This window comes from Streptomyces sp. NPDC086519, from assembly GCF_040686075.1.
In the GTDB taxonomy this organism is placed as follows: domain Bacteria; phylum Actinomycetota; class Actinomycetes; order Streptomycetales; family Streptomycetaceae; genus Streptomyces; species Streptomyces shenzhenensis.
The window spans coordinates 1-26268 of the sequence record NZ_JBFBJL010000098.1 but is presented as its reverse complement, the minus strand read 5'-3'; the positions used below and the strand labels follow the sequence as shown (position 1 = coordinate 26268).

Genomic DNA, 26268 nt, shown 5'->3' with positions numbered 1-26268 from the left:
GGGGCGCGTCACGGCAGCGCCCCTCAAGGGGCGCGGGGAACTGCGCGACCGGCCCCCACCGGCCCGCACCCGGCCCGATAACGGTTTGCCCCCGGCCACGGATGCCCCGCAGAATCCCTCACCATGGGACATCTGGAAGCCGCGCACCTCGAGTACTACCTCCCCGACGGGAGGGCGCTGCTCGGCGATGTCTCCTTCCGGGTCGGCGAGGGCGCCGCCGTCGCCCTCGTCGGACCCAACGGCGCCGGCAAGACCACGCTCCTGCGGCTGATCTCCGGGGAGCTGAAGCCGCACGCCGGCACCGTGACCGTGGGCGGCGGTCTCGGCGTGATGCGCCAGTTCGTGGGCTCCGTACGGGACGAGACAACCGTGCGCGACCTGCTGGTGTCCGTCGCCCCGCCCCGGATCCGTCAGGCCGCGCAGGCCGTCGACAAGGCCGAGCACGCCATCATGACCGTCGACGACGAGGCGGCCCAGCTGCGGTACGCGCAGGCCCTCGCCGACTGGGCCGAGGTGCGCGGCTACGAGCACGAGACGCTCTGGGACATGTGCACCACGGCGGCGCTCGGGGTGCCCTACGAGAAGGCCCAGTGGCGGCAGGTGCGCACCCTCTCCGGCGGAGAGCAGAAGCGGCTGGTGCTGGAGGCGCTGTTCCGCGGCACCGACGAGGTGCTGCTGCTCGACGAGCCGGACAACTACCTCGACGTGCCCGGCAAACGCTGGCTGGAACAACAGCTGAAGGAGACCCGCAAGACGGTCCTGTTCGTCTCCCACGACCGTGAACTCCTCGCCCGCGCCGCCGAGAAGATCGTCTCCGTGGAGCCCTCGCCGGCCGGCGCCGACGCCTGGGTGCACGGCGGCGGCTTCGCCACCTACCACGACGCCCGGCGCGAACGCTTCGCCCGCTTCGAGGAGTTGCGCCGCCGCTGGGACGAGAAGCACGCGCAGCTGAAGAAGCTGGTGCTCAACCTCCGCCAGGCCGCCTCCGTCTCCCACGAGATGGCCTCCCGGTACGCGGCCGCCCAGACCCGGCTGCGCAAGTTCGAGGAGGCCGGCCCGCCGCCCGAGCCGCCGCGCGAGCAGGACATCAGGATGCGCCTCAAGGGCGGCCGTTCCGGCGTACGGGCCGTCACCTGCGCGGGGCTCGAACTCACCGGCCTGATGAAGCCCTTCGACCTGGAGGTCTTCTACGGCGAACGGGTCGCCGTCCTCGGCTCCAACGGCTCCGGCAAGTCCCACTTCCTACGGCTGCTGGCCGGCGAGGACGTGGCGCACACGGGGCAGTGGAAGCTGGGCGCGCGGGTGGTGCCCGGGCACTTCGCGCAGACCCACGCCCACCCCGAACTGGAGGGCCGCACCCTGCTGGACATCCTGTGGTCGGAGCACTCCCAGGACCGCGGCGCGGCGATGTCCCGGCTGCGCCGCTACGAACTCACCCAGCAGGCGGAACAGAACTTCGAACGGCTGTCGGGCGGCCAGCAGGCCCGCTTCCAGATCCTGTTGCTGGAGCTGCAGGGAGTGACGGCCCTGCTCCTCGACGAGCCGACCGACAACCTCGACCTGGAGTCCGCCGAGGCCCTCCAGGAGGGTCTGGAGGCTTTCGACGGCACGGTGCTCGCCGTCACCCACGACCGCTGGTTCGCCCGCTCCTTCGACCGCTACCTGGTCTTCGGCAGCGACGGCCGGGTCCGCGAGACCTCGGAGCCGGTGTGGGACGAGCGCCGGGTGGAGCGGGTGCGGTAGGTCCGCAGGGAGGCCCGCGCGCCCGGATGTTCGTACAGTGGAGGCAGGAATCCGGACCGCCGGGACCCACACGACGAGCGGGGTACCACCATGACCGGAGTCGACCCCAGCCGGCTGGACGACCAGCAGCTCATGAAGGAGCTGGAGACCATCCACCGGACCCGCCACGACACCTTGCTGTACGGCTCGAACGACGCGCTGCGGGCCCACAACGAGCGCATGGCCCAGCTGGAGGGCGAGTACCTGCGGCGCAATCCGCGCCGTCTCGTCACCGCCGGCCGCACCCGGGAGGGCGCCCGGGAGCGGAGCTGCGCCGAGACGGCGACACCGGGCGCCTCGGCCGGCTGAGGCCGCGGCGCCCCCGTCCCGGCCCGTCGGCCCCGGACTACTCGGCGAACGCGTCGAGGAAGGCCTCGCAGAACGCCTTGAGGTCGTCCGGCCTACGGCTGGTGACCAGCTTGCCCGGGCCGCCGTCGCAGACCATGACCTGCTCGTCGACCCAGGTGCCGCCCGCGTTGCGGATGTCGGTCCGCAGGCTCGGCCAGGACGTCAGCGTCCGGCCGTGCAGGACGTCGGCCTCCACCAGCGTCCAGGGCGCGTGGCAGATCGCCGCGACCGGCCTACCGGTGTCGAAGAAGCCCTTCACGAATGCGACGGCCTTCTCGTCCATCCGCAGAATGTCCGGATTGGCCACCCCGCCCGGCAGCACGAGCGCCCCGAACGACTCCGCCGACGTCTCGCCGACCACCTCGTCCACCGGAAACGTGTCCGCCTTGTCCAGGTGATCGAAAGCCTGGATCTTCCCCGGCTTCGTCGACACCAGCACCGGCTCGTGCCCGGCGTCGGAGGCGGCCTTCCACGGCTCGGTCAGCTCCACCTGCTCGACGCCCTCGGGCGCGGCCAGAAACGCGATACGCATGACGCTCACTCCTTTCCGAGGCGCGCCGACGGGCTGCGCGGCCCGCCGGCGCGCGGTTTCGTACTCCTGCGCCCCGGCTCACTCCCGGCCGGTCACCGCCTCGGCCAGCGCCAGCAGGTTGCCGTAGCGCGCCGAGCGCGGCAGCCGGGAGACCCGCTCGACCAGATCGTCGTGGGCGTTCCCGCGCCGCAGCGCGTCGGCCAGCTCCCGCGCCGTCGCCGGGAAGTCGTGCCGGGTCAGGGACCGGGCCACCTCCAGCCGTACGCTCTCCGGCGACTGCCGCTCACTCGTTCCCGGCATCCTCGGACCGCGGTACACCTCCGGATCGTCCTCGGCCGGCGGCTCGGGGTCGTTCCAGTCCTCCGTGCGCGTCGGATGCCCGGACCTGAGCAGGCCCTGGAGCTCGTGCTTCATCTCGTCGTCCCGGTACACGTTCAGCCGGGCACTGCCTCGCTGCATGTTCTCCCTCCAAGTGCTTCAGGGGGTGCGGTCCGCGTACCCGAGGACAGGAGACCGACACGGGGAACCACCCGGCCGTTCCAGCCCCGCCGGCAGCGGGCCGTGGTGTCACCCGAAAGAGGGCGCGTGTCCCGCGAATGGGGTCCGGCCGCGCGCGGCGGCGCGTGCGGCGGGCTGTGATGGCTGCGGGGGTACGGACCCCGTGCCTCCGAGTCGTCCGTGCAAGGAGCCGCACCCATGCGCCGCACCGTTCGCGCCCTGTCCGTCGCCGTCCTGGCGGGTGCCGCGTGCGGCGCCACCGGTACGGCCGCCGTCGCGGCAGCCGATCCCGCCGCCGAGGTCAGCCCCGGCAACGCCCGTCCAGGCGCCACCGTCGTCGTCTCCGTGACCTGCGAGAAGGCCGCCGGGCAGGCGCCCGCGGCCATCGACGCCACGTCGTCGGCGTTCGCCGGACAGACCGTGCGGCTGGCCAGGGTCGAACAGGGCGGCGGGCTGACCTATCGGGGCACCGCGCGGGTCGTCTCCGCGGGCACGCCGGGGACTTATACGGAGGGGGACACGGCGGGTGCCGGGCCGGCCGGCACCCGGACGGTCGACGGGACGTGCCCGGGAGCGGGCGGGCAGCAGGGGCGGCGGCCGTGGAGCACGCATCTGGCCCTGGCGCGGGGCGACGGCGCGGGCACCGGTTCCGGGGCGGACGGCGGCACGGTTCTCCAGGGCGGCGGCGCGCCGCCCCAGGTCGGCGGTGGTGTGCCGCCCCAGGTCGGCGGTGGTGTGCTGCCCCCGGGGGACGGAGGCGCGGTCCCGCACGGGGACGACGGGTCGGCGGTCGTGGGCGGTGACGCGGGAACGGCCTTGGGCGGAGACAACGGCATGCTCGGCCGCGGTGACGGGGGCACGGCTCCTGGCGCTGACGGGGGCACGGCTCCTCGCCCTGACGAGGGCACGACTCCCCGCCCTGACCAAGGCACCGCCGGCCGCGGTGACGGCGCCTCGGTCTCTCCCGGTGACGGTGCGGCCTCTCGCGGGACGCACGGTGGCGGGGACGCCGTGGATCCTCGGGGCGAGGACGGTGCCGATCCCGGACGGGAGTGCCAAGGGGCGCACGGCGGTGACGACGGCTCCTGCGCCGCCGGGGGCCTACAGCACGGCGTGGCGGCCGGGGACGGCGGCGCCTACGACACGTCCGTCCCGGCGCTGGTCGCGGGCGGGATGCTGATCGCGGCCGCCTGCTGCGGCGCCGCCTACCGGCTGTGGGGCGGGCGGCTGTGGGGCGGCCGGCTGTGGGGCGGGAGGCCCGGCGCGGACGGGTGACCGGGCCGCCACCGGGTACCCCGGAGCGACCGCTCCGGCACCGTACGCACGACTCGGACCGGACAGCACACGGCACCACGGACTGCGCGGAGGCGGACATGCGGCGGACGGATCCCGGGGCCGACGGACCGGCGGACGGCAGCTCCCCGCAGGAGAGCGCGCCGGCGTCGCCCGAAGGCCACGGTCCGGTCCGCTACGGCCCGCCCCTGCCCGACGACGGGCTGCCCGTCCTGCCCGAGCTCACCGCCGTACTGGCCGCCGCCGCGAACCAGGGCGCGGAGGAGCCCGTCGGCGGCGGACCGGCGCTGCTGGACGCGGCCCGCGGCTACTGGGAACGCCGCGGACTGCCCGCCCCGCCCGGCCGGGTCGCCGCCGGGCCCGGCGCCCCCGCCCTGCTGCTGGCGCTCACCGCCGCGCTCGGCGGCGACGTCCTGGTGCCGCGCCCCTGCGCCGCCTGGTGGGCGCCGTACGCCAGACTCCTCGGCAGGCCGGTCTTCCACGTGGCCACCCCGGCCGAGTCCGGAGGCGCGCCCGACCCCTACGCGCTGCTGGAGACCGTGCGCCGGGTCCGGGACGAGGGCGGCGACCCCCGGCTGCTGGTGCTCTCTGTCGCCGACGACCCCACCGCCACCGTCGCCCCGCCCGAACTGCTGCACGAGACCGTGGAGGCCGCGACCGGCGCGGGGCTCCACCTGGTCAGCGACGAGACCTGGCGCGACACCCTGCACGCCCCGGACGCCACCGTGCTGCTCAGCCCCGCCGAGATGCTCCCGGACCGGGTCACCGTGGTCACCGACCTGGCCGGTGCCCTGCTGCCGGCCGGCTGGCCCGCCGCCGTCGCCCGGTTCCCGGCGGGCGCCACCGGTACGGCCCTGCACGCGCGCGTGCTCGACATCCTCACGGCGCTGGGCGCCCGCCTCGCCGTGCCGGTCGCGGTCGCCGCGGGCTACGCGCTCGACGAGCCCGAGCCCGTCACCGCCCGCCGGGAAGCCGTCGTACGGCTGCACGCGCGCTTGGCCGCCGCCGCGCACACCGCGGTCGTCGCCTGCGGTGCCCTGGCCCGGCCCCCGCAGGCCGGCCGTCACCTGTACGCCGACCTGGAGCCGCTGCGCGCCGCGCTCGGCGCCCACGGGGTCGGCGACGCACAGGAGTTGGAGGACTTCCTCACCGCCCGGCTGGGCATGCCGGCGGCCGGCGGCCACCGCTTCGGCGACGACCTCGACGCGCTGCGCGTCCGGCTCGCCACCGGGCCACTGCTGGGCGGCGCCGAATCGGAACGCCTGGAATGCCTCACGTCACCCGCGCCGTTGGAACTGCCACATGTGCAACGCGCGTTGATGTCCTTGAGGTCGGTACTCGGCGATCTCCGCGACGACGCTCAGCGATGGGAGCCTCCTCGATGACGCAGCAGACGCATGAGCCAGGGTCCACGACGACTGCCCCCACGACGCCTGCCCCTACGAAGACCGCCGCCACGACCACCGCCACGACGACCGCTACGACGACCAGGGAAGCCGGTCCCTACGCGCCTGCGGCCCCGCCGCTCGCCGACCCCCGCCCGCTGGGCGAACTCCGCGTGTGGCCACGGACCTTCCACGACCGCCTGACGGCCCCCCTGCCCGGCCTCAAGGCCTTGGCCCGCTTCGCCCGCGAGGGCTCGGTCCGCCCCGGCCGCGAGGGCCTCGCCGACGTCCGCCGCCTGCCTTACGAACCCGGACCGCTGCCCCGCGTGGCCGCCGACACCGTCTCCGTCACCTGGGCGGGACACGCCAGTTGGATCGTCCGGATCGGCGGCCTGACCGTCCTCACCGACCCGGTCTGGTCCCGCCGCATCCTCGGCACCCCCGCCCGCGTCACCCCGGTCGGCGTCCCCTGGGAGACCCTGCCGCGCGTCGACGCGGTCGTCGTCAGCCACAACCACTACGACCACCTGGACGCCCCCACCCTGCGCCGCCTCCCGCGCGACACCCCGGTGTTCGTGCCGGCCGGGCTCGGCCGCTGGTTCAGGCGCCGCCGTTTCACCACCGTCACCGAGCTGGACTGGTGGGAGGCGGCCCAACTGTCCGGGGTCCGCTTCGACTTCGTCCCCGCCCACCACTGGTCCAAGCGCACCCTCACCGACACCTGCCACAGCCTCTGGGGCGGCTGGGTCCTCACGGCGCCCGACGGCGGCCGCGTCTACTTCGCCGGCGACACGGGCTACGGCGACTGGTTCTCCTGCATCGGCCGCCGCTATCCCGGTATCGACCTGGCCCTGATGCCCATCGGCGCCTACGACCCCCGCTGGTGGCTCAGAGACGTCCACCTCGACCCGGAGGAGGCGGTCCAAGCGACGCAGGACCTTGGGGCGAGGCGGATGGCCCCCATGCACTGGGGCACGTTCATCCTCTCGGCAGAGCCGGTACTCGAGCCGTTGACGCGGGTGCGGGCGGCTTGGGAACGGGCGGAGCTGGCCCGGGAGGACCTCTGGGATCTGCCGGTGGGAGGTTCGAGGACTCTGGAGCGGGCCTCGTCTGAGAGCGCCCTCAGCTAGAGCGCCACCCTTAGGGGCGCGGGGCCCTGTCCGACATGCGGCTGCCGCCGCGCGGGCGCGACCCGCCGCAACGCACCCGCGCCCCGCAACGCACCCGCGCCCCGCGACGCACCCGCGCCCCGTAGCGCACCCTCACACCGCAGACCGAACCCGCCGCCACGCACTCGGCGCCACACTGATGACCACCGTCAACCCGACCGCCGCCACCACCCCTTCCCACGGCTCCGGAAACAACGACCCGCCCAGAATCCCGATCACCTGATACGTCACCGCCCAGGCCAGACACGCCGCCACGTTCCCCCGCGCGAACCGCCGCAGCGGCCACTCCGCCAGCAGACACGCCAGCATCACCGGAATCCGGCCGGCCGGCACCAGCCGGGACAGCACCAGCACGGCGACCCCGTGCCCGGCCAGCTTCGACTGCGCCTGCGACAGCCGCTCCTCCGGCGCCCGCGCCCGTATCGCCGCCAGCCACCGCGACCCGTTCTTCGACCGCAGCCCACGCCGCCCCAGCCAGTACAGCGCCGCATCCCCGAGGAAGGCCGCCAGCGACGCCGTCACGAACACCAGCGCCAGCGCGAACGGCGCCGTCTGGTGGTACGCCACCACCGCCGCCGAACTCACCAGCGCCCCCGTCGGCACCACCGGCACCAACGCCCCGATCAGCACCAGCAGGAACAGCGTCGGATACCCGATCGCCTGCTGCGTGGACTCGTTCGCCGTCGAGGAGGTCGCCGCCGTGGAGCCGGCGGCGGCCAGGACCACCAGCAGCCTCACCGGGCGACCTCCAGCCGCACGCTCTCCCCGTGGCCGAGCCTGTGCACCGCCACCTGCGGCGCGTACTCGGCCGCGAGGCGCACGAACTCGTCACCGGGCGCGTGGAATTCGTGCGGGCGCACCCCGCCCATGCCGATCGGCCAGTACGTCCCGTAGTGCACCGGCACCGCGCTGCGCGCCGCCAGCCGGGCCAGCGCCCGCGCCGCCCGCCCGGCGTCCAGGTGGCCCTCCCCGAGGTACGGCCCCCACCCGCCGACCGGCAGCAGGGCCACGTCCACCGGCCCGACCGCCTCGGCCATCTCGTCGAACAGCCCGGTGTCCCCAGCGAAGTACGTCCGCCCCGCGCCCTCGACGACGTACCCGAGGGCGGGGGAGCGATGCGGTCCGACCGGCAGCCGGCGGCCGTCGTGCAGCGCGGGCACGGCGCGTACCACGAGGGGGCCGGCGGATATCTCGTCGCCGACGCCCATCTCGGTGATCCGCAGCCGGCGGAGGCGACGGAGCGCGGGGACCGCCCGTAGTGCGCCCCGGGGCACGAGCAGGCGCGTGCCCGGGGTGAGCTCCGCCAGCGAGGGCACGTGCAGATGGTCCGCGTGCAGGTGGGAGACGAGCGCGAGGTCCGCGCGGCGGGCCTCGGGCGGCGGCGGGGCGCCGCGGCGCCGCCGCAGGTGCGCGAGCCGGCGCGCGAACAGAGGATCGGTGAGCAGGCGTATGCCCGAATCCTCGATCGTGCAGGTGGCGTGACCCCACCAGGTGATCTCCACCGGCACCTCTTTGCCTCCTTCGCGCGACTCCCCGAAGCCTACGTGCAGGAGTAGGGTCGGCGGCGAAACCCGGAGGTGAGGGGGACGCCATGGGACAGGTGCGGGGTGCCTCCGGCGGGATCACGCCGGTGCGGGTGACCGCCATCGCGAGTCTGACGCCCCTGGAGGAGCTGGAGATCGACCCCTTCCTGGTCGACTCCCGCAGCCAGCACGCGATGTGCGCGCGCTGGGCCGTGGAACACGGATACGTCATCGCCCGTGAACTCCTGGTCCGCGGGGTCCGCCACGACCACAGCGCCCTGTGGACGGGCGTGCGGCCCGGCCTCGACGTCTTCGTCGCCCCGAGCAGGCGGGTCCTGGAGAGCGCGCTGTCGTCGGTCGAGGACTTCATGGCGGAGTGCACGCGACGCGGGGTGCGGGTGGAGACGGTGGGGTGCGCGGAGCCCCGCTACGACGCCCGGATGAAGGCCATGATCCACCGCAGGCTGTCCATGCCGACGGCGGGGTACGACGGACGGTAGGCGCTCTGCTGGAAGTGCCGCGACGCGCCGTCGATCGTCCGCGGCGCCGTCGTGGCCGGTCGCGCCCGCGCGGCGGCAGCCGCATGTCGGACAGGGCCCCGCGCCCCTTCGGGACGCTGCTGAACCGCAGCGCACTCCGCCCGGCCCGCTCGGGCCCGACACCGACGCCCGACGGCCGGCTTCCGCCACCCTCGGCTCCCTTCCACCCCCGACCCCCTTCCACCCCGGCTCGATTCGAGCTCGCCGCGAGGGCGCTCGGCTGCAACGGCGCAATCCGGCGGGGCCGGACCTGCCTGACCGGACCGGAGTCCCCTCCTCTCCTCCCCTCCCCTCCGCAATCGACGTCACACGCATCCGATGCTCGTCCGTGTGAAAGTGTTGACGGCGGCAGACTCCCAGGCGGCGGGGTCGTGGACGTGAGGTCGGTGGGGCGTGGGGTGGCGGCGGGTGGTCAGCCAGGTCGGGCGGAGCGTCACGGTGTGGGTGGTCTCCACCGTGACCATGCTGGTCCTCGCCGGCATCCTGCCCGACTTCCAGCTCCAGTCCGCCGACGGTGACAGTGCCACCCGCATCGCCATGACCGCGGCCCTCGGCGCCGGCGCCTTCGGTGTGCTCTCGGCCGTCGTCTGGCCCCTGCTCGTACGGCTCCTGCTGCTCGTGCCCGCCCTCGTCCTCGGCCTGCTCGTCTTCTTCCTCAACGGCTCCCTCCTCCTCGTCGCGCTGCGCATCAACCCCTCCGGGCAGAGCGAGGCAGCGCCGGAGACCGCCGTGATCGTGGCCGCCGTGATGTCCGCCGTCGCCTCCGCGACCGGCGGTGCCCTCGCCGTGCGCGACGACGACGCCTACCGCCACCGGCTCTCCCGCCTCGCCACCCGCCGCCGCAGATCCCACCCGCCCTGCCCGGCCACCCCCGGCACCGTCTTCCTCCAGCTCGACGGCGTCGGTCACGACGTCCTCACCACCGCGGTCGCCAAGGGCCTGATGCCGACCGTGGCGGGATGGCTCGCCGCCAGCCACCGGCTCACCCCCTGGCGCACCGACTGGTCCAGCCAGACCGGCGCCAGCCAGCTCGGCATCCTGCACGGCTCCACCTTCGACGTCCCCGCCTTCCGCTGGTACGAGAAGGAGCACCGGGAGGTGATGGTCTGCAACCGGCCGACCAGCGCCGCCGAACTCCAGCGCCGGGCGGTCGAGCGCACCGCCGACGCAGGACTGCTCTCCCTGGACGGCGCCAGCCGCGGCAACCTCTTCAGCGGCGGGGCCGACGAACAGGCCCTCGTCCTGTCGATAGCCGCCCGCCGCCGCGGCCGGGAGAACCGTTCCCGCGCCGGATACTTCGCGTACTTCGCCGACCCCGCCAACGCCGTCCGCACCGCGCTCTCCTTCTGCGCCGAGGTCGCCCGCGAGATCGGCCAGTCCAGCGCGGCCCGGCTCCGCAGGCAGCGCCCGCGGGTCAGCCGCGGCGGCCTCTACCCCTTCGTCCGCGCCTTCGCGACCATCGTCGAACGGGACGTCGTCGTCGCCGCGGTCATGGGCGACCTGCTCGTCGGCCGCACCGCCGTCTACGCCGACCTGGTCGCCTACGACGAGGTCGCCCACCACTCCGGCCCGCACAGCCGCGACGCCGAGAAGGTGCTGCGACGCCTGGACCGCGCCCTCGCCCTCATCGAGAAGGCCGCCGAACACGCCCCCCGGCCGTACCGGATCGTCGTCCTCTCCGACCACGGCCAGAGCCCCGGCGAGACCTTCCACTCCCGCTACGGGCTCACCCTCGGCGACCTGGTCCGGGCCGGCTGCGGACTGCCCGTACCGCGCCGGGCGGAGAGCACCCACAGCGGCACGGAGGCGCGGGCCGCCGTCCGAGCGGCGCTGCGCAGGCCGGTCGAGGAGGGCGGCGAGAAGCACCGGCCGACCCGGCGCTCGGAGCCGATCGTGCTCGCCTCCGGCAACCTCGGCCTGATCTCCTTCCCGGACGTGCCGCACCGCATGACCAAGGAGGAGCTGGACGCCCGCCATCCGGCCCTGCTCACCACCCTCGCCAACCATCCCGGCATCGGGTTCCTGCTGGTGCGCAGCGAGGAGCACGGCGGGGTGGTGCTCGGCGCGTACGGCGCGGAGATCCCCCTCGACCGGCTCGACGGCCACCCGGGGCCGCTCGGCCTCTTCGGGCCGGGGGCCGCGGACGCCGTACGGCGCACGCACGCCTTTCCGCACACCGCCGACATCATGGTGAACTCGTGGTACGACCCGGAGGCCGGCGACGTGCTGGCGTTCGAGGAGCAGATCGGGTCGCACGGGGGGCTGGGGGGTGCGCAGGGGCGGCCGTTCCTGCTGTCGCCGGTCTGTGTGTCCGTACCGGTGGGGGAGGGGGAGGAACTCGTGGGGGCCGAGGCGGTGCACGAGGTGCTGCGGCGGTGGCTTCGGGAGGCGGACGGGCCGCAGGTTCCCCTGTCCGCGGAGGGGGAGCGGGCCGCGTAGCCGGGTGCGGGCTCCGCACCGACCGTGGATAAATCGGCTGCGCTCCTCGCGCCTCCGGCTCACACTGTTCGAGTCGTAGACCTCTCGAACACCCCCGAGGAGCCGCCTCTTGCAGGCAGCCGTCACCGTCACCCCCTCCCGTATCCCCGAGATCCTTCTCGGGCTCGCCACCGTCCGGCCGGTGTTCATCTGGGGCGCACCCGGTATCGGGAAGTCCTCCCTGGTGCGGGAGTTCGCCGAATCGCTCGGGCTGGAGTGCGTGAGCCTGCTGGGTACCCAGCTCGCGCCCGAGGATCTGATCGGTGTCCCGCAGATCCGGGACGGACGGTCCGTCTTCTGTCCCCCCGAGGCGATCGCCCGGGACGAGCCGTACTGCCTGTTCCTCGACGAGCTGAACGCGGCCACCCCTGATGTGCAGAAGGCGTTCTACTCGTTGATCCTGGACCGGCGGATCGGGAACTACGAGCTGCCCAAGGGGTCGATCGTGATCGGGGCCGGCAACCGGGCCACCGACAACGCCCTCGCCCGGCCCATCGCCTCCGCGCTCGTCAACCGGCTGGCCCACGTCCACCTGGAGGCCTCCGCGCACGACTGGCTCGCCTGGGCCGCGGCGGGCGGCATCCACCCGTGGATCCTGGACCACCTCACCGACCGGCCCGACCACCTGTGGTCCAGGCCGCCGAAGACCGAGGAGCCGTTCTCCACCCCGCGCTCCTGGCACATGCTCTCCGACGCCCTGCACTCCTTCGGACGCGACCTGGACGAGGCGACGCTGAAGGTCCTGGCGCACGGCACGCTGACGCCCGCGCACGCCACCGCCTTCTGCGGATACGTCAAGATCGTGCGCAGCCGGTTCGGGATCGAGGCGATCCTGAAGGGGGACGCGGGATGGCCGCCCCGCATCGAGGACCGCGACCTGCTGTACTACCTCGCGGAGTCGTTCCGGGGGCGGCTGGTCAAGGAACTGCCCGCCGACAAGGAGCACATGTCGGCGAACGGCCGGCAGACCGCGTACCGCGCCAAGTCGCTGCTGGTGCAGCTGGCCGAGATCTCCGTCGAGGTCGCCCAGACCGTCATCGCCTCCGACCCCGACGGCAACCCGGTCCTGCCCGCCTGGTTCCTGATCGAGGCGGCCCGGGACATGCCCCGGCTGGTGGAGGCCCGGCGGTGAGCCGAGCCGTCGCCCGCAAGAAGCAGGACCCGGCCGCCGAGAACTTCGCGGCCGGCGTCGAACTGCTGCGGGCCAACCCCGCCCTGCGCGCCGTCGAGTTCACCATCTGCCGGCACGAGAAGTGCGAACTCGGGCCCCGCGAGGGGCTGGTGCGTGCCGACTCGGACGGAGTGCTGCACGCGCACGCCACCCGCCGGGCCGAACCGGGCGAGTGGGCCTGGGCATTGGCGCACTGCACCATCCACCTCGGCTTCGGTCACCTGCCCGCCGCCACCGGGCCGCGCACCCAGCCCGACCGCTACGACCTCGCCGCCCGCTGCACCGTCGTCAACCGCTTCCTGCAGACCTTCCCCGTCGGTGAGGCCCCCGACCACCTGCCCGCCTCCTACCCGGAGGGCGACGAGGAGCGGCTCGCCGCCGGCTGGCGCCGGACCGGCGGCGTCCCGGCCGCCTACGAGCACGGCGGGACCAGCGGCGGTGAGCCCGACCAGCTTCTGCTCTCCTGGAACAAGTGGGCCGGACAGGTCCCCGACTGGCAGGTGGGGTTCGCGCACGCGCTGACCCGCACCATGTCCCGGGCGATGGACCTGGCCGGCGGCCGCCGCACCTCCATGAGCGGCCCGCCCACCCCGCTGCGCCCCTGGGAACAGGCACTGAGCTGGTTCGTCTCCTCCTACCCGCTGCTCGGCGGCATCGCGGCCGGCATCAGACTCGTCGCCGACGCCGAACTGGCCCGCGCCCACGACATCGCCGTGGCCGCGGTCAACCCCGAGGCCGGCGAGATCTACGTCAACCCGCTGCGGACGATGGACGACGAGGAGTGGCGGTTCGTCCTCGCCCACGAGATGCTGCACGCCGCCCTGCGCCACGGCGACCGCCTCGGCAGCCGCGACCCCTACCTCTTCAACATCGCCTGCGACTACGTCATCAACGGCTGGCTGGCCGAGATGCGCGTCGGCACGATGCCCGAAGGGCTGCTGTACGACGCCGGGTTGAAGGGGCTCTCGGCCGAGGAGGTGTACGACCGGATCGCCGTCGACCTGAGACGGATGCGGCGGCTGGCCACGCTGCGCGGCAAGGGGCGCGGCGACGTGCTGGGCGCGCCGCTCGGGCCGCCCGGCGCGTACGTCGACCTCGACGAGTTCTACCGCCGGGGGCTGTGCCAGGGCCTCGACCTGCATCAGGCGCAGGACCGGGGCCTGCTGCCCGGCGGCCTGGTCGAGGAGATCCGCGCGCTCAGCCATCCGCCGCTGCCCTGGGACGCCCGACTGGCCCGCTGGTTCGACGAGTTCGTGCCACGCCCGGAGGCCGTACGGTCCTACGCCCGCCCCTCGCGCCGGCAGTCGTCCACCCCGGACATTCCGCGCGCGGGCCGGTACTTCCCGCCCGAGGAGGTCGCCCGCTGCACCTTCGGCGTGGTCCTGGACACCTCCGGCTCCATGGACCGCACCCTGCTCGGCAAGGCTCTCGGCGCGATCGCCTCCTACGCCGAGGCCCGTGACGTCCCGGCCGCGCGCGTCGTCTTCTGCGACGCGGCCCCGCACGACGCCGGCTATCTCCCGGCCACCGAGATCGCCGGCCGGGTCCGGGTGCACGGCCGCGGCGGCACGGTCCTGCAACCCGGCATCGACCTGCTCCAGCGCGCGGACGACTTCCCGCCCGCCGCGCCGGTGCTGGTGATCACCGACGGCTGGTGCGACGTGCTGCGGGTCCGCCGTGAGCACGCGTATCTGATCCCGGACGGCCGTAGCCTGCCGTTCACTGCCCGTGGGCCGGTCTTCCGGGTGCGCTGAGCGCGGATGTGATCGGATGGGGGCGAGCGAACCGGTTCATTCGCCTTCATCGCCGAAAGGAACAACCGTGGCTACCACGCGCACCGCACACACCGTCTGGGAAGGCAGCCTGACCGAGGGCAACGGTGTCATCACCTTCGACTCCTCCGGTATCGGCGAGCAGCCCGTCACGTGGGCCTCGCGCTCCCAGGAGGCGAACGGCAGGACCAGCCCCGAGGAGCTGATCGCGGCCGCCCACTCCAGCTGCTTCTCCATGGCGCTGTCGCACGCCCTGACCGGTGCCGGCACCCCGCCCACCAAGCTGGTCACCAACGCCGACGTCACCTTCCAGCCGGGCACCGGCATCACCGGCATCCACCTGACCGTCGAGGGCACGGTCCCCGGCCTGGACGCGGAGGGCTTCGCCGCGGCCGCCGAGGACGCCAAGAAGAACTGCCCGGTCAGCCAGGCCCTGGCCGGCACCACCATCACCCTGGACGCGAAGCTCGCCTGAGCGCCGTACCCGCCCGCATGCCGCGCCCCTTCTCCTGGGGCGCGGCATCGTCGTTCACGGGGGTACCCGGCATTGACAACGGCGCGCTCAAGTTTTGTGCTGGAGTCGGGAAGCGCCCTGGGCGGAAGGGGACGGACATGGCACGCGCGGTCGGTATCGACCTCGGTACGACGAACTCGGTGGTGGCCCTGCTGGAGGGCGGTGAGCCCACCGTCGTCGCCAACGCGGAGGGGGCGCGCACCACCCCGTCGGTCGTGGCCTTCGCGAAGAACGGCGATGTGCTGGTCGGCGAGGTGGCCAAGCGGCAGGCGGTGACCAACGTGGAGCGCACCGCGCGCTCGGTGAAGCGGCACATGGGCGACGCGGCCTGGCGGTTCCCGGAGACCGGGAGCGTCGACGGCACCCGGTTCCGGGCCCAGGAACTGTCGGCACGGGTGCTGCAGAAGCTGAAGCGGGACGCCGAGGCCTACCTCGGCGAGGACGTCACCGACGCGGTGATCACCGTACCCGCGTACTTCGACGACTCGCAGCGGCAGGCGACCAAGGAGGCCGGGGAGATCGCCGGCCTGAAGGTGCTGCGGATCATCAACGAGCCGACCGCCGCGGCACTGGCCTACGGCCTGGACCGGGGCGAGGAGCAGACGGTCCTCGTCTTCGACCTCGGGGGCGGAACCTTCGACGTGTCGCTGCTTGAGATCGGCGACGGCGTGATCGAGGTCAAGGCCACCAACGGCGACACGCATCTGGGCGGCGACGACTGGGACCAGCGGATCGTCGAGCATCTCGTGCAGCGGTTCAAGGGGCAGTACGGCATCGACCTCGGCAACGACAAGATGGCCGTGCAGCGGCTGCGCGAGGGCGCCGAGAAGGCGAAGATCGAGCTGTCGTCGTCGACGGAGACGTCGATCAACCTGCCGTACATCACGGCCTCCGCCGAGGGGCCGCTGCATCTGGAGGAGAAGCTGACGCGAGCTCAGTTCCAGGAGCTCACCGCGGACTTGCTGGACCGCTGCAAGAATCCCTTCCACCAGGCCGTCAAGGACGCGGGCGTGAAGCTGGCGGCGATCGACCACGTCATCCTGGTCGGCGGCTCGACCCGGATGCCCGCCGTCACCGACCTGGTCCGGGAACTCACCGGCAAGGACCCGCACAAGGGCGTCAACCCTGACGAGGTGGTCGCGGTGGGCGCCGCCCTCCAGGCGGGTGTCATCCGCGGTGACGTGAAGGACGTACTGCTCCTCGACGTCACCCCGCTGTCCCTGGGGATCGAGACCAAGGGCGGCATCATGACCAAGCTCATCGAGCGCAACACCACGATTCCGACCCGGCGTTCGGAGATCTTCACGACCGCGGCCGACAACCAGCCCTCGGTAGGGATCCAGGTCTACCAGGGCGAGCGGGAGATCGCCGCGTACAACAAGAAGCTGGGAGTCTTCGACCTCACCGGTCTGCCGCCCGCACCGCGCGGGGTGCCCCAGATCGAGGTGGCCTTCGACATCGACGCGAACGGGATCATGCACGTCTCGGCGAAGGACCTGGCGACCGGCCGCGAGCAGAAGATGACCGTGACCGGCGGTTCCGCCCTTCCCAAGGACGACATCGACCGCATGATGCGGGAGGCCGAGCAGTACGCCGAGGAGGACCGCAAGCGCCGCGAGTCGGCGGAGACCCGGAACCAGGCCGAGCAACTCGTCTACCAGACGGAGAAGTTCGTCCAGGAGAACGAGGAGCGGGTGCCGGCCGGCACGAAGACCGAGGTGCAGGCGGCGATCGCCGAGCTCAGGGCGCTGCTGGAACGGGACGCCGACACCGCCGAGCTGCGGCGGGGCGTGGAGAAGCTGGCGAGCGTGAGCCAGCAGATGGGGCAGGCCATGTACGCGTCGGCCGCCGCCGGTTCGACCGAGGAAGAGCGGGCGCCCGCGGCCGAGGAGGAGGGAGTGGTGGACGCCGAGATCGTGGACGACGAGAAGGGCACAGGCGGGTGAGGCACCGCCGGATTCCGCCGCCGTGGCCGGTCGCCGGCGCGGCGGTAAGGAGACCGGCCGCGGTTCAGGAGTCGCGACGCGTCGGCCGGGGAGGCGCGGCCGGCCCGGCCGTACCTGTCGTGGCGGTGGCACCGGGCCCCGTCGGCAGGGCGGCGCAGACCGCGTCCAGGACGGACGCGTACGGGGTGCCGAAGTCGATGAGCCGGCACCGGAGCCGTGCCAGGCAGTCGCGGTGCTCGGTGAGCAGGTCGGTGTTGCCGGTGCGGGCCGTGAACTCCAGCACCGCGGGGAGGAAGTCCGGCAGCTCCTCGCCGGTGAACTCCATGCCGTACGCCTTGTAGATGTCCTGGAGCCGGACCAGCGACATGCCGCGGCCACGGGTGTCGTCGTCCCGCCACCGGCTGAGGTGGAGGCTGTGCCGGTTCTTGGAGTCGAAGACCTGCACGTAGTGCGCGGCCAGCTCCCGCGGTGGGGTCACCGTCGCGTGGTCGGTGAACTCCCGCAGTTGCGGGGCGGCTTCGCGCAGCAGCGGCAGCCGGGCTATGAAGTCGTCGTCCGGGTAGGTGAGACAGAGCGCCGCCGCCTGGTAGAACACCGCGTCCGAGGGCATCAGTCCTCCTTCGCCTCGTCGGGAGTACCGGCGGTCTGCCGTCCGCCGTCTGCACGGACCGTGGAAGTCCTCCACCGGCACCACGGGGAGCAGTGCCCACCCCGAGTCCTGGCCGAAGGGGCCGTCGCCGACCATGCCGGGGCCGCCGTCGAAGGGGAGGCCGCGCGTACCGCTCCTCGTACTCGGCGGTCGGCGGCGGCCGGTACCCGCCCCCGGTCCGCTCCGGCCGCGTGCGCCGACGGCAGTGAGGATCGCCGCGCCCGGCTCCGTGCCGGGGCCGGGCCGCCGGGCAGGGCCACACTGCGCGGGTCGAGCGCGGGTCCGCCGGACCGGAAGGACCGGAAGGACCAGAGGGACCGGGCGGCGCTCGGCAGCGCCGCACCCGGCTCCTTCGGCGGTGTCCGCGTGTCCGTCACGTCCGCTCCCTCGCTCACCCGTCGCTTCGACGCTAGGGGCGGGCACGGGAACGCACCTGTTCAGGGCACCCGGACGGGTCAGACCTTGCGGGCGACACCGCCGTACACCGGCACGATGCCCTCCGCTTGGACGGCCACGTCCACCGGCTCCGGACGCCAGCCGGAGACCGGGATCACCCCGGGGCCGAGCAGCTCAAGGCCGTCGAAGAAGCGGGAGAACTCGGGCAGCGTACGCGGGTGGAACGGCGTCCCGCCGCGCCGGAAGCTCTCCGCCGCCTGCGCGATCGCCTCCGGGCTGAGGTCCGGGGTGACCTGGGAGAGGATCAGGTGGCTGCCCGGCGCGAGCGCGTCGACGTACCTGCGCAGCAGGCCGTACACGTCGTCGCCGTCCGGGTCGTCGTCGAGGTAGTGGGTCAGCGCCACCAGCGACAGCGAGACGGGCTGCTCGAAGTCCAGGGTCTCGGCGGCCCGGGCCAGCAGGGTGTCGACGTCACGGACGTCGGCGTGCACGTACTCGGTGCTGCCCTCGTCCGTGCCCCGCAGCAGCGCCTCCGCGTGGCGCAGCACGATCGGGTCGTTGTCCGCGTACACCACCTTCGACTCCGGCGCCACACCCTGCGCCACCTGGTGCAGGTTCGGCTCGGTCGGGATGCCCGTGCCGATGTCCAGGAACTGCCGGGTGCCGGACTCCGCGACCGTCCGCACGGCCCGCTGCATGAACCGGCGGTTGGCACGCGCCCCGCGCAGCACGGTGCCGTCCACGGCGAGGATCCGCCGGGCCAGTTGCTCGTCCACCGGGTAGTTGTCCTTGCCGCCCAGCCACCAGTCGTACACCCGCGCCGGATGCGGCCGGCTCGTGTCGATCGCGCTCGGGGCGGGCTCGGGTGCGGTCACAGTCCGTGCTCCTCACATCAGATCTTGTCGCGGTACTCCCGCAGCAGTTCCTCGGTCCGCTGCGCCGAGGCCGCCCGGGCCGTCATGTGGTCCAGGACCTCCAGATGCGCCTCGACCTCGTCGCGGGAGTCCAGGTACAGGGCGCCGGTCAGATACTCGGTGAAGACCATGTCGGGCAGTTCCGGCTCGGCGAACCGGAAGAGCGTGAACGGCGCGTACGTCCCCGGGTGCGGGCCGCTCGCGAACTCGGCGATCTGGAGGGTCACCCGGTCCCGCTCGATGTAGGCGAGGAGCTTGTCGACCTGGTCGCGCATCACCTCGGAGTGGATGCTCGCCGGGCGCCGCAGCACGGTCTCGTCCATGATCACCCACAGGTGGGGCGGATCGTCCTTTTCCAGCAGCCGCTGCCGGGTCATGCGCAGCGCCACATGCCGCTCGACGGCCGTGGGATCGCTGTGGCCGATCGTCCCGGCCTCCATCACGGCCCGCGCGTACGCCTCGGTCTGCAACAGGCCGGGAAAGAAGTGCGGTTCGTAGGAGCGGATGACCCGGGCGGCGCCCTCCAGGCTCACGTACAGGCTGAACCAGTCCGGCAGCACGTCGTGGAACCGCTGCCACCAGCCCGGCTGGTTGGCCTCCTCCGCCAGCCGCACGAACGCGGCCTGCTCCTCCGCGGGCACCCCGTACGTCTCCAGCAGCACCTGGATGTACGGGATCTTCAGGGCGACCTCGGCCATCTCCATCCGCCGCACGGTCGCCTGCGCCACCCGCAGCACCCGCGCCGCCTCGTCCCGGCTCAGGCCGGCCGCCTCACGCAACTCCTGCAGCCGCTTGCCGAGCACGACCTGCCCTACTGTGGGCGCAGCACGCCGCTCACTCACGCCACGCCTCCCCTACGTGCACAAGTACGGGGAGCAGTGTGTCACGGGATGCCGCGTCGCACACCTGACCGAGGAAACTCCTTGGGTCAACTTACCAACGAGTTCAGGTACTTGGCGGTCGCCGGGTCGGCGGGCAGGAACGTCTCGATGGCCAGCTCGGCGACCGTCACGTCCATCGGCGTGTTGAACGTCGAGATCGACGACGCGAACGACAGCACCCGCCCCGCGTGCTCGATCCGCAGCGGCAGCGCGAAGTACGCGACGGGTTCGGTCGATTCAGCCGATTCGGCGGGTTCGGCGGGTTCGGCGGGTTCGCCGACGCCCACGCCGGCCGGCGCCGGATAGCCGGCGACCTCCTCGTACAACTCCCGCAACGCCTCCGAGCGGTGCAGTGCGATCTGGCGTTCCATCTGCTCCAGCAGATGCCCGCGCCACTCGCGCAGGTTGCGGATGCGCGGCGCCAGCCCCTCCGGGTGCAGGGTCAGCCGCATCGCGTTCGGGGCGGGCGCGAGCAGGGACTCCGGGACGCCCTCCAGGAGCATCGCGATGCCCCGGTTGGCGGCGACCACCGTGTACGTGGCGTCCACGACCAGCGCCGGATACGGCTCGTAGCCCTGGATCAGCCGCTCCATGCCGTCGCGCAGCGCCTCCAGGGCCGGGTCGTCCAGCGGGGTCTCCGGGTAGTGCGGGGCGTAACCGGCGGCCAGCAGCAGCGCGTTGCGCTCCCGTACCGGCACGTCCAGGTGCTCGGCCAGCCGCAGCACCATCTCCTCGCTCGGCCGGGACCGGCCCGTCTCGACGAAGCTGATGTGCCGGGCCGAGGAGTCGGCACGCAGTGCCAGCTCCAGCTGGCTCACCCGCCGCCGCTCCCGCCACGCGCGCAGCAGCGGGCCGACGCCCTTGCCGTCGGGGGCGGTCGGGGTGGCGGCGGGACCGGACGCGACGATGGTCATGCCTACGACCGTAGTCGAGGAGCGGCACCCTCGGCGAAGCGTCGGCGACGCATCGGCGACGCACCGACGGCGGCGTGCGATCGCCGCCCGGAGGGCCTGGCCGTGGCAGGCTGAACGCACCTACGCCCCTCGCCGGTACCCGGGAAGGAAGCCGCACCATGGCCGTCGCACCGCTGTCGCAGCAGGAGATCGAGGACCGGCTGGCCGAGCTGCCCGGCTGGTCGCAGGAGGGTGACCGGCTCGCCCGCGCCTACCGCCTCGACTCGCACTTCGCCGCCGTCGCCCTGGTCGTGCACATCGCCCGCATCCAGGACGAGCTCGACCACCACTCCGACCTCACCCTCGGCTACAACACCGTCGCCCTCACCGTGAACACCCACAGCGTGGGCGGCGCCGTCACCGGCAAGGACTTCGAACTCGCCCACAGGGTGGAGGACATCGCCGCAGGCCACGGAGCACACTGAGCCGTGTGCTCGACTACGACAAGGAAGCCGCCGCCTACGACGCGACCCGCGGCGGGGAGGCCCGCGCCGAGGCAGCCGCCGACGCCGTCCTCACCCTGATACCCGACCACGCCCACGGCTTGGGCGGCACGGAAGGCCCCGGCCGCCCGGCCCGTCTCCTCGACCTCGCCTGCGGCACCGGCATCGTCACCCGCCGGCTCGCCGCGGCCAGACCCGCGCTCCGGGTCACCGGCGCGGACCGCGCACCGGGCATGGCACGGATGGCGGCGACCCGGCTGCCGGGAGCCGTACTGATCGCCGACAGCCGTCGGCTTCCGTTCGCCGACGCCACGTTCGACGCCGTCACGACCGTCTGGCTGCTCCACCTCATGGCGGACGCAGCCGAGGTCCGCGCGATCGTCGCCGAGTGCGCGCGGGTGCTGCGGCCCGGCGGGGTGTACGTCACCACCGTCGACAAGGCCGCCGCGCACGACGTCGGCAGCGACATCGACGCCGTGCTCGCCGCCCGCCCGCGCCGCCCGGCGTCCGACGCCGCCGCGGACGTGACCGCGTACGCCCTGGCGAGCGGCCTGCTGCCCGCCGGAGCGGCGGTCTTCACCGGCGTCGGCCAGGGCCGCAGCCCCCGCTCCACCCGCGCCGATCTGCGGCGCGGCTGGTTCACGATGCTCCCGCCCGACGACCCCCGCGCCGAGGCGTTCGCCGAGCGGCTGGCGGCCCTGCCCGACCAGGACCGCCGCCGGCCCGACCCGCGTTTTCGTGTACGGGCGTTCAGGAAACCGGAGGCCTGATCGCCGCCGGCCGCACCGTCCTGCCCACGGCCACCGCGGAACCGGCCACCGCCCGCCTGGCCGAGGCCGGCGATTGGGGCGTGGTCCGCGACCGGGGCGTGGTCCGCGTCCACACCGACGCCGGCAACCTGGTCGGCCGGCGCCGGCTCGGCACCGGCCCCGACGGGTTCACCGGTTCAGGCCGGGAGCACATCAGAGGGGCGCGTGCCCGGTGCGGCACGCGCCCCCGCTTCTCAGGCGACCGCGCAGGTCTGGTCGCCCAGCTCGAAGGCGGTGGGTTCGGTGTTGCTGCCGGTCCAGGTGCCCGTGAAGCCGAAGGACACCGAGGAACCGGAGGCCACCGTGCCGTTCCAGCCGACGTTCCTGGCTGTCACGGCTGTGCCGGACTGGGTCCAGTCGGCGTTCCAGAGCTGGCCGATGGTCTGCCCGTCGGGGAAGGACCAGCCGAGGGACCAGCCGCTCCACGCCGTGGAGCCGGTGTTGGTGAGCCGGACGTCCGCCTGGAAGCCGCCCGTCCACTGGTTGGTGACGGTGTAGGCGACCGTGCAGGCACCGGAGGGCGTGGGATCGGTGCCCCCGCCACCGTCGCCTCCGCCGCCGCCCCCGCCGGTGTCGGACGTGTCGCCGTAGATCACGCCCCGGCCGTTCGTCGAGACGTACACCCGGCCGTAGACGCGCGGGTCACCGGTGATGGCCGCGCCGGTCCAGCCCCACTGGTGGGCGTCGTCGTTGATGCGGGTCCAGGTCGAACCCATGTCCGTGGACCGGAAGATGCCGCGTACCCCGCCGATCTTCGCGCTGGTGTAAAGGGTCTGGTACGAGGCTCCCGGCGCCGCCTTGCCGAAACCGATGGTGTCGGCCTGGCCGACGTCGGCGAGCTTCGCGAAGGACGCGCCGCCGTCGGTCGAGTGCCACAGGCCGTACGCGCCGTCCGCCGCGCCGCCGGCCAGCCATATGTCGCCCTTCGTCCCGGGCAGGGCCTTGAACCGCACGCTGTCACCGCTCGGCAGCCCGGTCGCGGCGGACGCCGTGAAGGTCGCCCCGCCGTCCGTACTCACGTAGAACTTCCCGGACTTGAAGCCGTAGAAGGTCTTGGGATCGACACGGTCGGACTCGACGATCGCGCCCGCCGGGATCCCGCTCGACGCCGCCCAGGACGAGCCGAAGCCCGTCGCGTACTGCACGCCGGTGCCGGCCGGGCTCCACACGAACCGGCTCCCGTCGGCGGCAGCCGCGACCGTGCCGCCGCCGCTCACCCCCGAGGGATCCGTCCCCCCGAACCAGTTGGCGCCGTTGTCCGTCGAGAACGCGATGTGCGGACCGGAGTCCAGATCGCCCACCCGGACCACCGTGTTCGGGTTCGCCTCGGCGAAGTCCAGGCTCGTGGTCGTCGTGAACGTCGGGGACGTGTACATCATCGACGGGACCTTGGTCAGGTCCGTGTGGCGGAAGCCGCCGATGTCACCCAGCGCGCTGAAGAGCTGGGCCCCGCCGGACGGGGGAGCGGCCAGGTCGTTGACCGAGGTCTCCTCCAGGCCCTGCACCATCGGCCTGACCGTGAACTGGCCGCCGCTGTCCCACTGCGTCAGATCCTCGGTGCCGAACAGCGTCGCCCCCGTCCCGTACATCATCCGGTCCGAGTCGAACGGGTCGATCTCCAGCGCCTCCGTCATCCACCCCAGTTTCGGGCTCTGTTCGGGCGGCGACGGGTTCGCGCCGAAGGTCAGCCAGGGAGCGGAGGAGACGTCGAGGGTGTAGCGGTCCGAGCGGTTCGGGTACGACGTGTAGTCCCACGCCTTCGTCCAGGTCGCCCCGCTGTCCGTGGAGCGGAAGAGCTGCGTGTCCGGCCACCAGGAGCTGTACGCCGTCGCCATCACCGTGCCGGGGTGCTGCCGGTCGACCGTCAGCCCGGAGAAGCCGTAGTACGTGTCGGCCTCCGCGACCGGGCTGATGTTCGTCCAGGTGCCGGTCGCCGTCGCGTACCGCCACAGCTGGCCCTTGCCGCCGTCGTACGGACCGCCCTTGTCGCTGTAGGCGAGGTAGAGGTAGCCGTTCTTCGCGTCCAGCACGCCCTTGTGGGCGAGGTACCCGGTCGGCTGACCGACGAGCCTCGTCCAGGTCGCGCCCGCGTCCGTCGAGCGGTACACCGCGTTGTCCTTGTCGGCGACCCCGACGTAGATCGTCTTCGTCGCCGTACCGGCCGTGCCGGTCGACTCGTCGAAGGTGACCCACACGATGCCCTGGTTGTCGGAGGCGTAGCCGGTGGTGTCGGCCGGATCCTGCACATAGGTGCCCACGTCGGGGAAGTTCGTCACCTGGGACCAGGTCACCCCGGAGTCCGTGGACCGCCACAGGCCCTTGCCGCTGGGCGCGCCCAGGTACAGCACGCTGTCCTTGTTCGGGTCGATCGCCAGCCGCTCGCCCATGCCCCGGCCGGGCATGTTGCCGCCCAGCTTGAACGGCAGATCGGTCTTCTGCCAGCTGGCACCCCGGTCAAGGGAGCGCAGCACGGCACCGTCGGTCGGGTCCCAGCTGTTGGTGTACGTCCCGACGGCCGCGTACACCTTGTCCGGATCGACGGAGTCGGAGGCCAGACTCACCACCCCGGTGTGCCCCCACTCGTCCCACCCGACCGAGTCCAGCAACGGCGTCCAGGTCTTCGTCGCCTCCGACCACCGGTAGGCACCGCCGATGTCGGTACGGGCGTAGGCGAGGTTCTTCTCCGAGCGGTTGAACACGATGCCCGGGACGAAACCACCGCCGTCTATCCGGGCGTTGCTCCAGGTGTAGGTGTCGGCGGCGAGTGCCACCCGCTGGGTCGTGCCGGCGAGTGCGGGCGGGGTGCCCGCGAGCAGACCGGCCGCGAGGGCCAGCACCGCGGTGAGGATGCGGGTTCTTCGCATGGGGGTCCTTTCCGGGAGGGAGGGGTAAGCGCTTTCTCGCGGGAGAGAGAGTTGCCGGGCCGTCCCCAGCGCGGGTGAGGACGGCCCGGCAACGGTTCTGTCGCGTCGCGGTGGGTCACAGCGCCCCGAAAGGGGCACGGAGCTGTGTCCAGGTGCGGCTCCGCCGGGTGCGCGCGACCAGCCGCGGCGCGGACGCGGCCGGACTACTCCAGCAATTCGGCGTACGACCCCATGGCCAGCGCGATGTCCGCCTGGGCCCAGAACCGGTGATACGTGAACACGGGCGCGGCCCCGCCCGCCAGATAGCTCTGGATCTTCGACCACGCCGGATCGTTCTGGTAGAAGGACCGCAGCGACGCGAACGTCGACGACGAGTTGATCGCGTCCCCGTTCGGCATCTTCCCGCTCCACCCGCTCGGCACGTACACGCTGTCGTCGAAGCGGTTGTAGTCGGCCCGCGTCTCCGGCACCGCGATCCCCAGGCTGTCCTGGTAGTTGTTCCACATGCCGTCGAGCAGCGCCTTGGCCGTGGACTTCGCCGTCGCGTCACCGGACCTGGCGGCGTAGTACGTCAGCGTCTTGGCGTACGCGGCAGCGACACCCACGTCGTTCGTGTAGTCGGAGACCGTGACGTGAAGTCCGCTGTTCGCCCCCGGATTCGACGCGTTCCAGGTGTCGGGCTGCCCCGACCACTGGAGTGTCGACGGGATCAGATACGTGCCGTCCGGGTTGATCGTGGTCTTGGACAGCGCCCACGCCACCCACTTGTCGAGGATCGTCTTCGCCGTGGCGTTGCCGGTCTGCTGGTAGTACTCGGCGACCCGCTCCATCGACCAGGCCTGGAAGCCGAACCACTGGTTGGACGGCGGGTCGTGGTACACAGGCTCCCAGTCGTAGTACATGCCGTAGAACGTCGGCGTACCGGACGGCGGGCTCGCGTACCGCCCCTGCCAACTGTTCGTCGCACCACCGGCGATGGCTCCCTCGGAAGACTGCAGCCAGCGGTAGAACTCCAGTTGCCGTGTCAGCGAGGTGCCCCAGTCCGAGGCCCCGGTCGCCGACTTGGGCTTCAGGTCGGCGTACGAGCTCAACGCGTAGGCGGCCAGCGGGTTCTGGTAACCCCCGTGCACATGGCTCGACCCGATCCGCCACGCCCAGCCCGCGCTGGAGTCCGTCGCGCCGCCCCAGGCGTAGTACCAGGAGAGCAGGTAGTCCGAGGCGTCCTTGCCGGTGCCGGCCGGGCAGGTCGTCGGACCCACGCAGTTGCCGATCTTCTTGAAGTACTTGTCGTACATCGCGTAGCGCAGATAGTCGCCCATCTTCGCCGCCTTGCCCACGGTGGCGGAGACGTCACCGCCCTTGCCCTGCTGCTTCGCCCACACGTCCGCCCAGTACGCGGCCTGCACCGC

At 72.9% G+C, this 26268-nt stretch carries 23 protein-coding genes; 13 read left to right on the top strand and 10 right to left on the bottom strand.

Annotation, left to right across the window (positions count from 1 at the left end):
* Positions 1 to 123: 123 nt before the first annotated feature.
* Together AB0P24_RS44620 and AB0P24_RS44615 are read left to right on the top strand one after the other, a co-directional pair.
* On the top strand, positions 124 to 1743 hold the full coding sequence (locus tag AB0P24_RS44620; RefSeq protein ID WP_365804638.1) for an ATP-binding cassette domain-containing protein: 1620 nt from the start codon (positions 124 to 126) through the stop codon (positions 1741 to 1743).
* Positions 1744 to 1833: 90 nt separating this feature from the next.
* On the top strand, positions 1834 to 2091 hold the full coding sequence (locus AB0P24_RS44615) for a DUF6158 family protein (protein WP_365804636.1): 258 nt from the start codon (positions 1834 to 1836) through the stop codon (positions 2089 to 2091).
* 37 nt (positions 2092 to 2128) lie between these two features.
* Here AB0P24_RS44615 and AB0P24_RS44610 read toward each other — a convergent pair whose 3' ends face one another.
* Both AB0P24_RS44610 and AB0P24_RS44605 read right to left on the bottom strand, forming a co-directional pair.
* Positions 2129 to 2662, bottom strand: coding sequence for a type 1 glutamine amidotransferase domain-containing protein (locus tag AB0P24_RS44610; RefSeq protein ID WP_365804634.1), 534 nt, complete (start codon positions 2660 to 2662; stop codon positions 2129 to 2131).
* Between the two features lie 78 nt (positions 2663 to 2740).
* A complete protein-coding gene (locus AB0P24_RS44605; RefSeq protein ID WP_365804632.1) occupies positions 2741 to 3121 on the bottom strand; it encodes a DUF2795 domain-containing protein in 381 nt (126 codons plus the stop codon).
* 237 nt (positions 3122 to 3358) lie between these two features.
* Here AB0P24_RS44605 and AB0P24_RS44600 point away from each other — a divergent pair, with 237 nt between their 5' ends.
* The 3 genes from AB0P24_RS44600 to AB0P24_RS44590 all read left to right on the top strand — a co-directional run bounded on the left by AB0P24_RS44600 (position 3359) and on the right by AB0P24_RS44590 (position 6968).
* Positions 3359 to 4435 carry a hypothetical protein gene (locus AB0P24_RS44600; protein WP_365804630.1) on the top strand — a complete coding sequence of 359 codons (1077 nt, stop codon included), beginning with the start codon at positions 3359 to 3361 and terminating at the stop codon, positions 4433 to 4435.
* 98 nt (positions 4436 to 4533) lie between these two features.
* The gene (locus tag AB0P24_RS44595) at positions 4534 to 5838 is read left to right on the top strand and encodes an aminotransferase class I/II-fold pyridoxal phosphate-dependent enzyme (protein ID WP_365804628.1); all 1305 of its coding nucleotides are present in this window, start codon (positions 4534 to 4536) and stop codon (positions 5836 to 5838) included.
* Positions 5835 to 6968 carry an MBL fold metallo-hydrolase gene (locus tag AB0P24_RS44590; RefSeq protein ID WP_365804626.1) on the top strand — a complete coding sequence of 378 codons (1134 nt, stop codon included), beginning with the start codon at positions 5835 to 5837 and terminating at the stop codon, positions 6966 to 6968. The genes AB0P24_RS44595 and AB0P24_RS44590 overlap by 4 nt, the downstream gene beginning before the upstream one ends.
* A 132-nt stretch (positions 6969 to 7100) precedes the next feature.
* On the opposite strand, the gene AB0P24_RS44585 is transcribed toward AB0P24_RS44590, so the two are convergent.
* Complete coding sequence (locus AB0P24_RS44585; RefSeq protein WP_365804642.1) at positions 7101 to 7739, bottom strand: VTT domain-containing protein; 639 nt, start codon at positions 7737 to 7739, stop codon at positions 7101 to 7103.
* Between the two features lie 2 nt (positions 7740 to 7741).
* Complete coding sequence (locus AB0P24_RS44580) at positions 7742 to 8515, bottom strand: MBL fold metallo-hydrolase (protein ID WP_365804624.1); 774 nt, start codon at positions 8513 to 8515, stop codon at positions 7742 to 7744.
* A gap of 83 nt (positions 8516 to 8598) precedes the next feature.
* On the opposite strand from AB0P24_RS44580, the gene AB0P24_RS44575 reads away from it, so the two are divergent.
* The 6 genes from AB0P24_RS44575 (at position 8599) to dnaK (ending at position 16950) form a co-directional block, all read left to right on the top strand.
* Positions 8599 to 9030 (top strand): hypothetical protein, encoded by a 432-nt coding sequence (locus AB0P24_RS44575; RefSeq protein WP_365804622.1) that lies wholly within the window; start codon positions 8599 to 8601, stop codon positions 9028 to 9030.
* A 477-nt stretch (positions 9031 to 9507) separates the two neighbouring features.
* The gene (locus AB0P24_RS44570; protein WP_365804640.1) at positions 9508 to 11508 is read left to right on the top strand and encodes a phage holin family protein; all 2001 of its coding nucleotides are present in this window, start codon (positions 9508 to 9510) and stop codon (positions 11506 to 11508) included.
* Positions 11509 to 11617: 109 nt separating this feature from the next.
* Complete coding sequence (locus AB0P24_RS44565) at positions 11618 to 12679, top strand: MoxR family ATPase (protein ID WP_365804620.1); 1062 nt, start codon at positions 11618 to 11620, stop codon at positions 12677 to 12679.
* On the top strand, positions 12676 to 14472 hold the full coding sequence (locus tag AB0P24_RS44560) for a hypothetical protein (RefSeq protein ID WP_365804618.1): 1797 nt from the start codon (positions 12676 to 12678) through the stop codon (positions 14470 to 14472). The genes AB0P24_RS44565 and AB0P24_RS44560 overlap by 4 nt, the downstream gene beginning before the upstream one ends.
* 67 nt (positions 14473 to 14539) lie before the next feature.
* The gene (locus AB0P24_RS44555) at positions 14540 to 14965 is read left to right on the top strand and encodes an OsmC family protein (RefSeq protein WP_234537613.1); all 426 of its coding nucleotides are present in this window, start codon (positions 14540 to 14542) and stop codon (positions 14963 to 14965) included.
* A 137-nt stretch (positions 14966 to 15102) separates the two neighbouring features.
* Entirely contained in the window at positions 15103 to 16950 is a 1848-nt protein-coding gene (gene dnaK / locus AB0P24_RS44550; RefSeq protein ID WP_365804615.1) for a molecular chaperone DnaK, read from the top strand.
* A gap of 64 nt (positions 16951 to 17014) precedes the next feature.
* On the opposite strand, the gene narJ is transcribed toward dnaK, so the two are convergent.
* The 4 genes from narJ to AB0P24_RS44530 form a co-directional block, all read right to left on the bottom strand.
* A complete protein-coding gene (gene narJ / locus AB0P24_RS44545; RefSeq protein ID WP_365804613.1) occupies positions 17015 to 17560 on the bottom strand; it encodes a nitrate reductase molybdenum cofactor assembly chaperone in 546 nt (181 codons plus the stop codon).
* Positions 17561 to 18054: 494 nt separating this feature from the next.
* Positions 18055 to 18870: an SAM-dependent methyltransferase gene (locus AB0P24_RS44540; protein ID WP_365804611.1), complete on the bottom strand. Its 816-nt coding sequence runs from the start codon at positions 18868 to 18870 to the stop codon at positions 18055 to 18057.
* Between the two features lie 17 nt (positions 18871 to 18887).
* Complete coding sequence (locus AB0P24_RS44535) at positions 18888 to 19751, bottom strand: helix-turn-helix transcriptional regulator (protein WP_365804609.1); 864 nt, start codon at positions 19749 to 19751, stop codon at positions 18888 to 18890.
* 86 nt (positions 19752 to 19837) lie between these two features.
* A complete protein-coding gene (locus AB0P24_RS44530; RefSeq protein ID WP_365804607.1) occupies positions 19838 to 20704 on the bottom strand; it encodes a helix-turn-helix transcriptional regulator in 867 nt (288 codons plus the stop codon).
* 158 nt (positions 20705 to 20862) lie between these two features.
* Between AB0P24_RS44530 and AB0P24_RS44525 the strand changes: the two genes are divergently transcribed.
* Entirely contained in the window at positions 20863 to 21168 is a 306-nt protein-coding gene (locus AB0P24_RS44525) for a 4a-hydroxytetrahydrobiopterin dehydratase (protein ID WP_234537630.1), read from the top strand.
* 5 nt (positions 21169 to 21173) lie between these two features.
* Complete coding sequence (locus tag AB0P24_RS44520; protein ID WP_365804605.1) at positions 21174 to 21956, top strand: class I SAM-dependent methyltransferase; 783 nt, start codon at positions 21174 to 21176, stop codon at positions 21954 to 21956.
* 233 nt (positions 21957 to 22189) lie between these two features.
* Here AB0P24_RS44520 and AB0P24_RS44515 read toward each other — a convergent pair whose 3' ends face one another.
* Positions 22190 to 24859 (bottom strand): cellulose binding domain-containing protein, encoded by a 2670-nt coding sequence (locus AB0P24_RS44515; RefSeq protein WP_365804603.1) that lies wholly within the window; start codon positions 24857 to 24859, stop codon positions 22190 to 22192.
* 203 nt (positions 24860 to 25062) lie between these two features.
* A partial coding sequence (locus AB0P24_RS44510) for a glycoside hydrolase family 48 protein (protein ID WP_365804601.1) occupies positions 25063 to 26268 on the bottom strand: 1206 nt, incomplete at its 5' end.

Excerpts from the sequence above, each read along its gene's own strand:
- AB0P24_RS44620 (WP_365804638.1), top strand. The coding sequence starts at position 124 with ATGGGACATCTGGAAGCCGCGCACCTCGAGTACTACCTCCCCGACGGG.
- AB0P24_RS44615 (WP_365804636.1), top strand. The coding sequence starts at position 1,834 with ATGACCGGAGTCGACCCCAGCCGGCTGGACGACCAGCAGCTCATGAAG.
- AB0P24_RS44610 (WP_365804634.1), bottom strand. The coding sequence starts at position 2,662 with ATGCGTATCGCGTTTCTGGCCGCGCCCGAGGGCGTCGAGCAGGTGGAG.
- AB0P24_RS44605 (WP_365804632.1), bottom strand. The coding sequence starts at position 3,121 with ATGCAGCGAGGCAGTGCCCGGCTGAACGTGTACCGGGACGACGAGATG.
- AB0P24_RS44600 (WP_365804630.1), top strand. The coding sequence starts at position 3,359 with ATGCGCCGCACCGTTCGCGCCCTGTCCGTCGCCGTCCTGGCGGGTGCC.
- AB0P24_RS44595 (WP_365804628.1), top strand. The coding sequence starts at position 4,534 with ATGCGGCGGACGGATCCCGGGGCCGACGGACCGGCGGACGGCAGCTCC.
- AB0P24_RS44590 (WP_365804626.1), top strand. The coding sequence starts at position 5,835 with ATGACGCAGCAGACGCATGAGCCAGGGTCCACGACGACTGCCCCCACG.
- AB0P24_RS44575 (WP_365804622.1), top strand. The coding sequence starts at position 8,599 with ATGGGACAGGTGCGGGGTGCCTCCGGCGGGATCACGCCGGTGCGGGTG.
- dnaK (WP_365804615.1), top strand. The coding sequence starts at position 15,103 with ATGGCACGCGCGGTCGGTATCGACCTCGGTACGACGAACTCGGTGGTG.
- narJ (WP_365804613.1), bottom strand. The coding sequence starts at position 17,560 with ATGCCCTCGGACGCGGTGTTCTACCAGGCGGCGGCGCTCTGTCTCACC.
- AB0P24_RS44530 (WP_365804607.1), bottom strand. The coding sequence starts at position 20,704 with ATGACCATCGTCGCGTCCGGTCCCGCCGCCACCCCGACCGCCCCCGAC.
- AB0P24_RS44525 (WP_234537630.1), top strand. The coding sequence starts at position 20,863 with ATGGCCGTCGCACCGCTGTCGCAGCAGGAGATCGAGGACCGGCTGGCC.
- AB0P24_RS44515 (WP_365804603.1), bottom strand. The coding sequence starts at position 24,859 with ATGCGAAGAACCCGCATCCTCACCGCGGTGCTGGCCCTCGCGGCCGGT.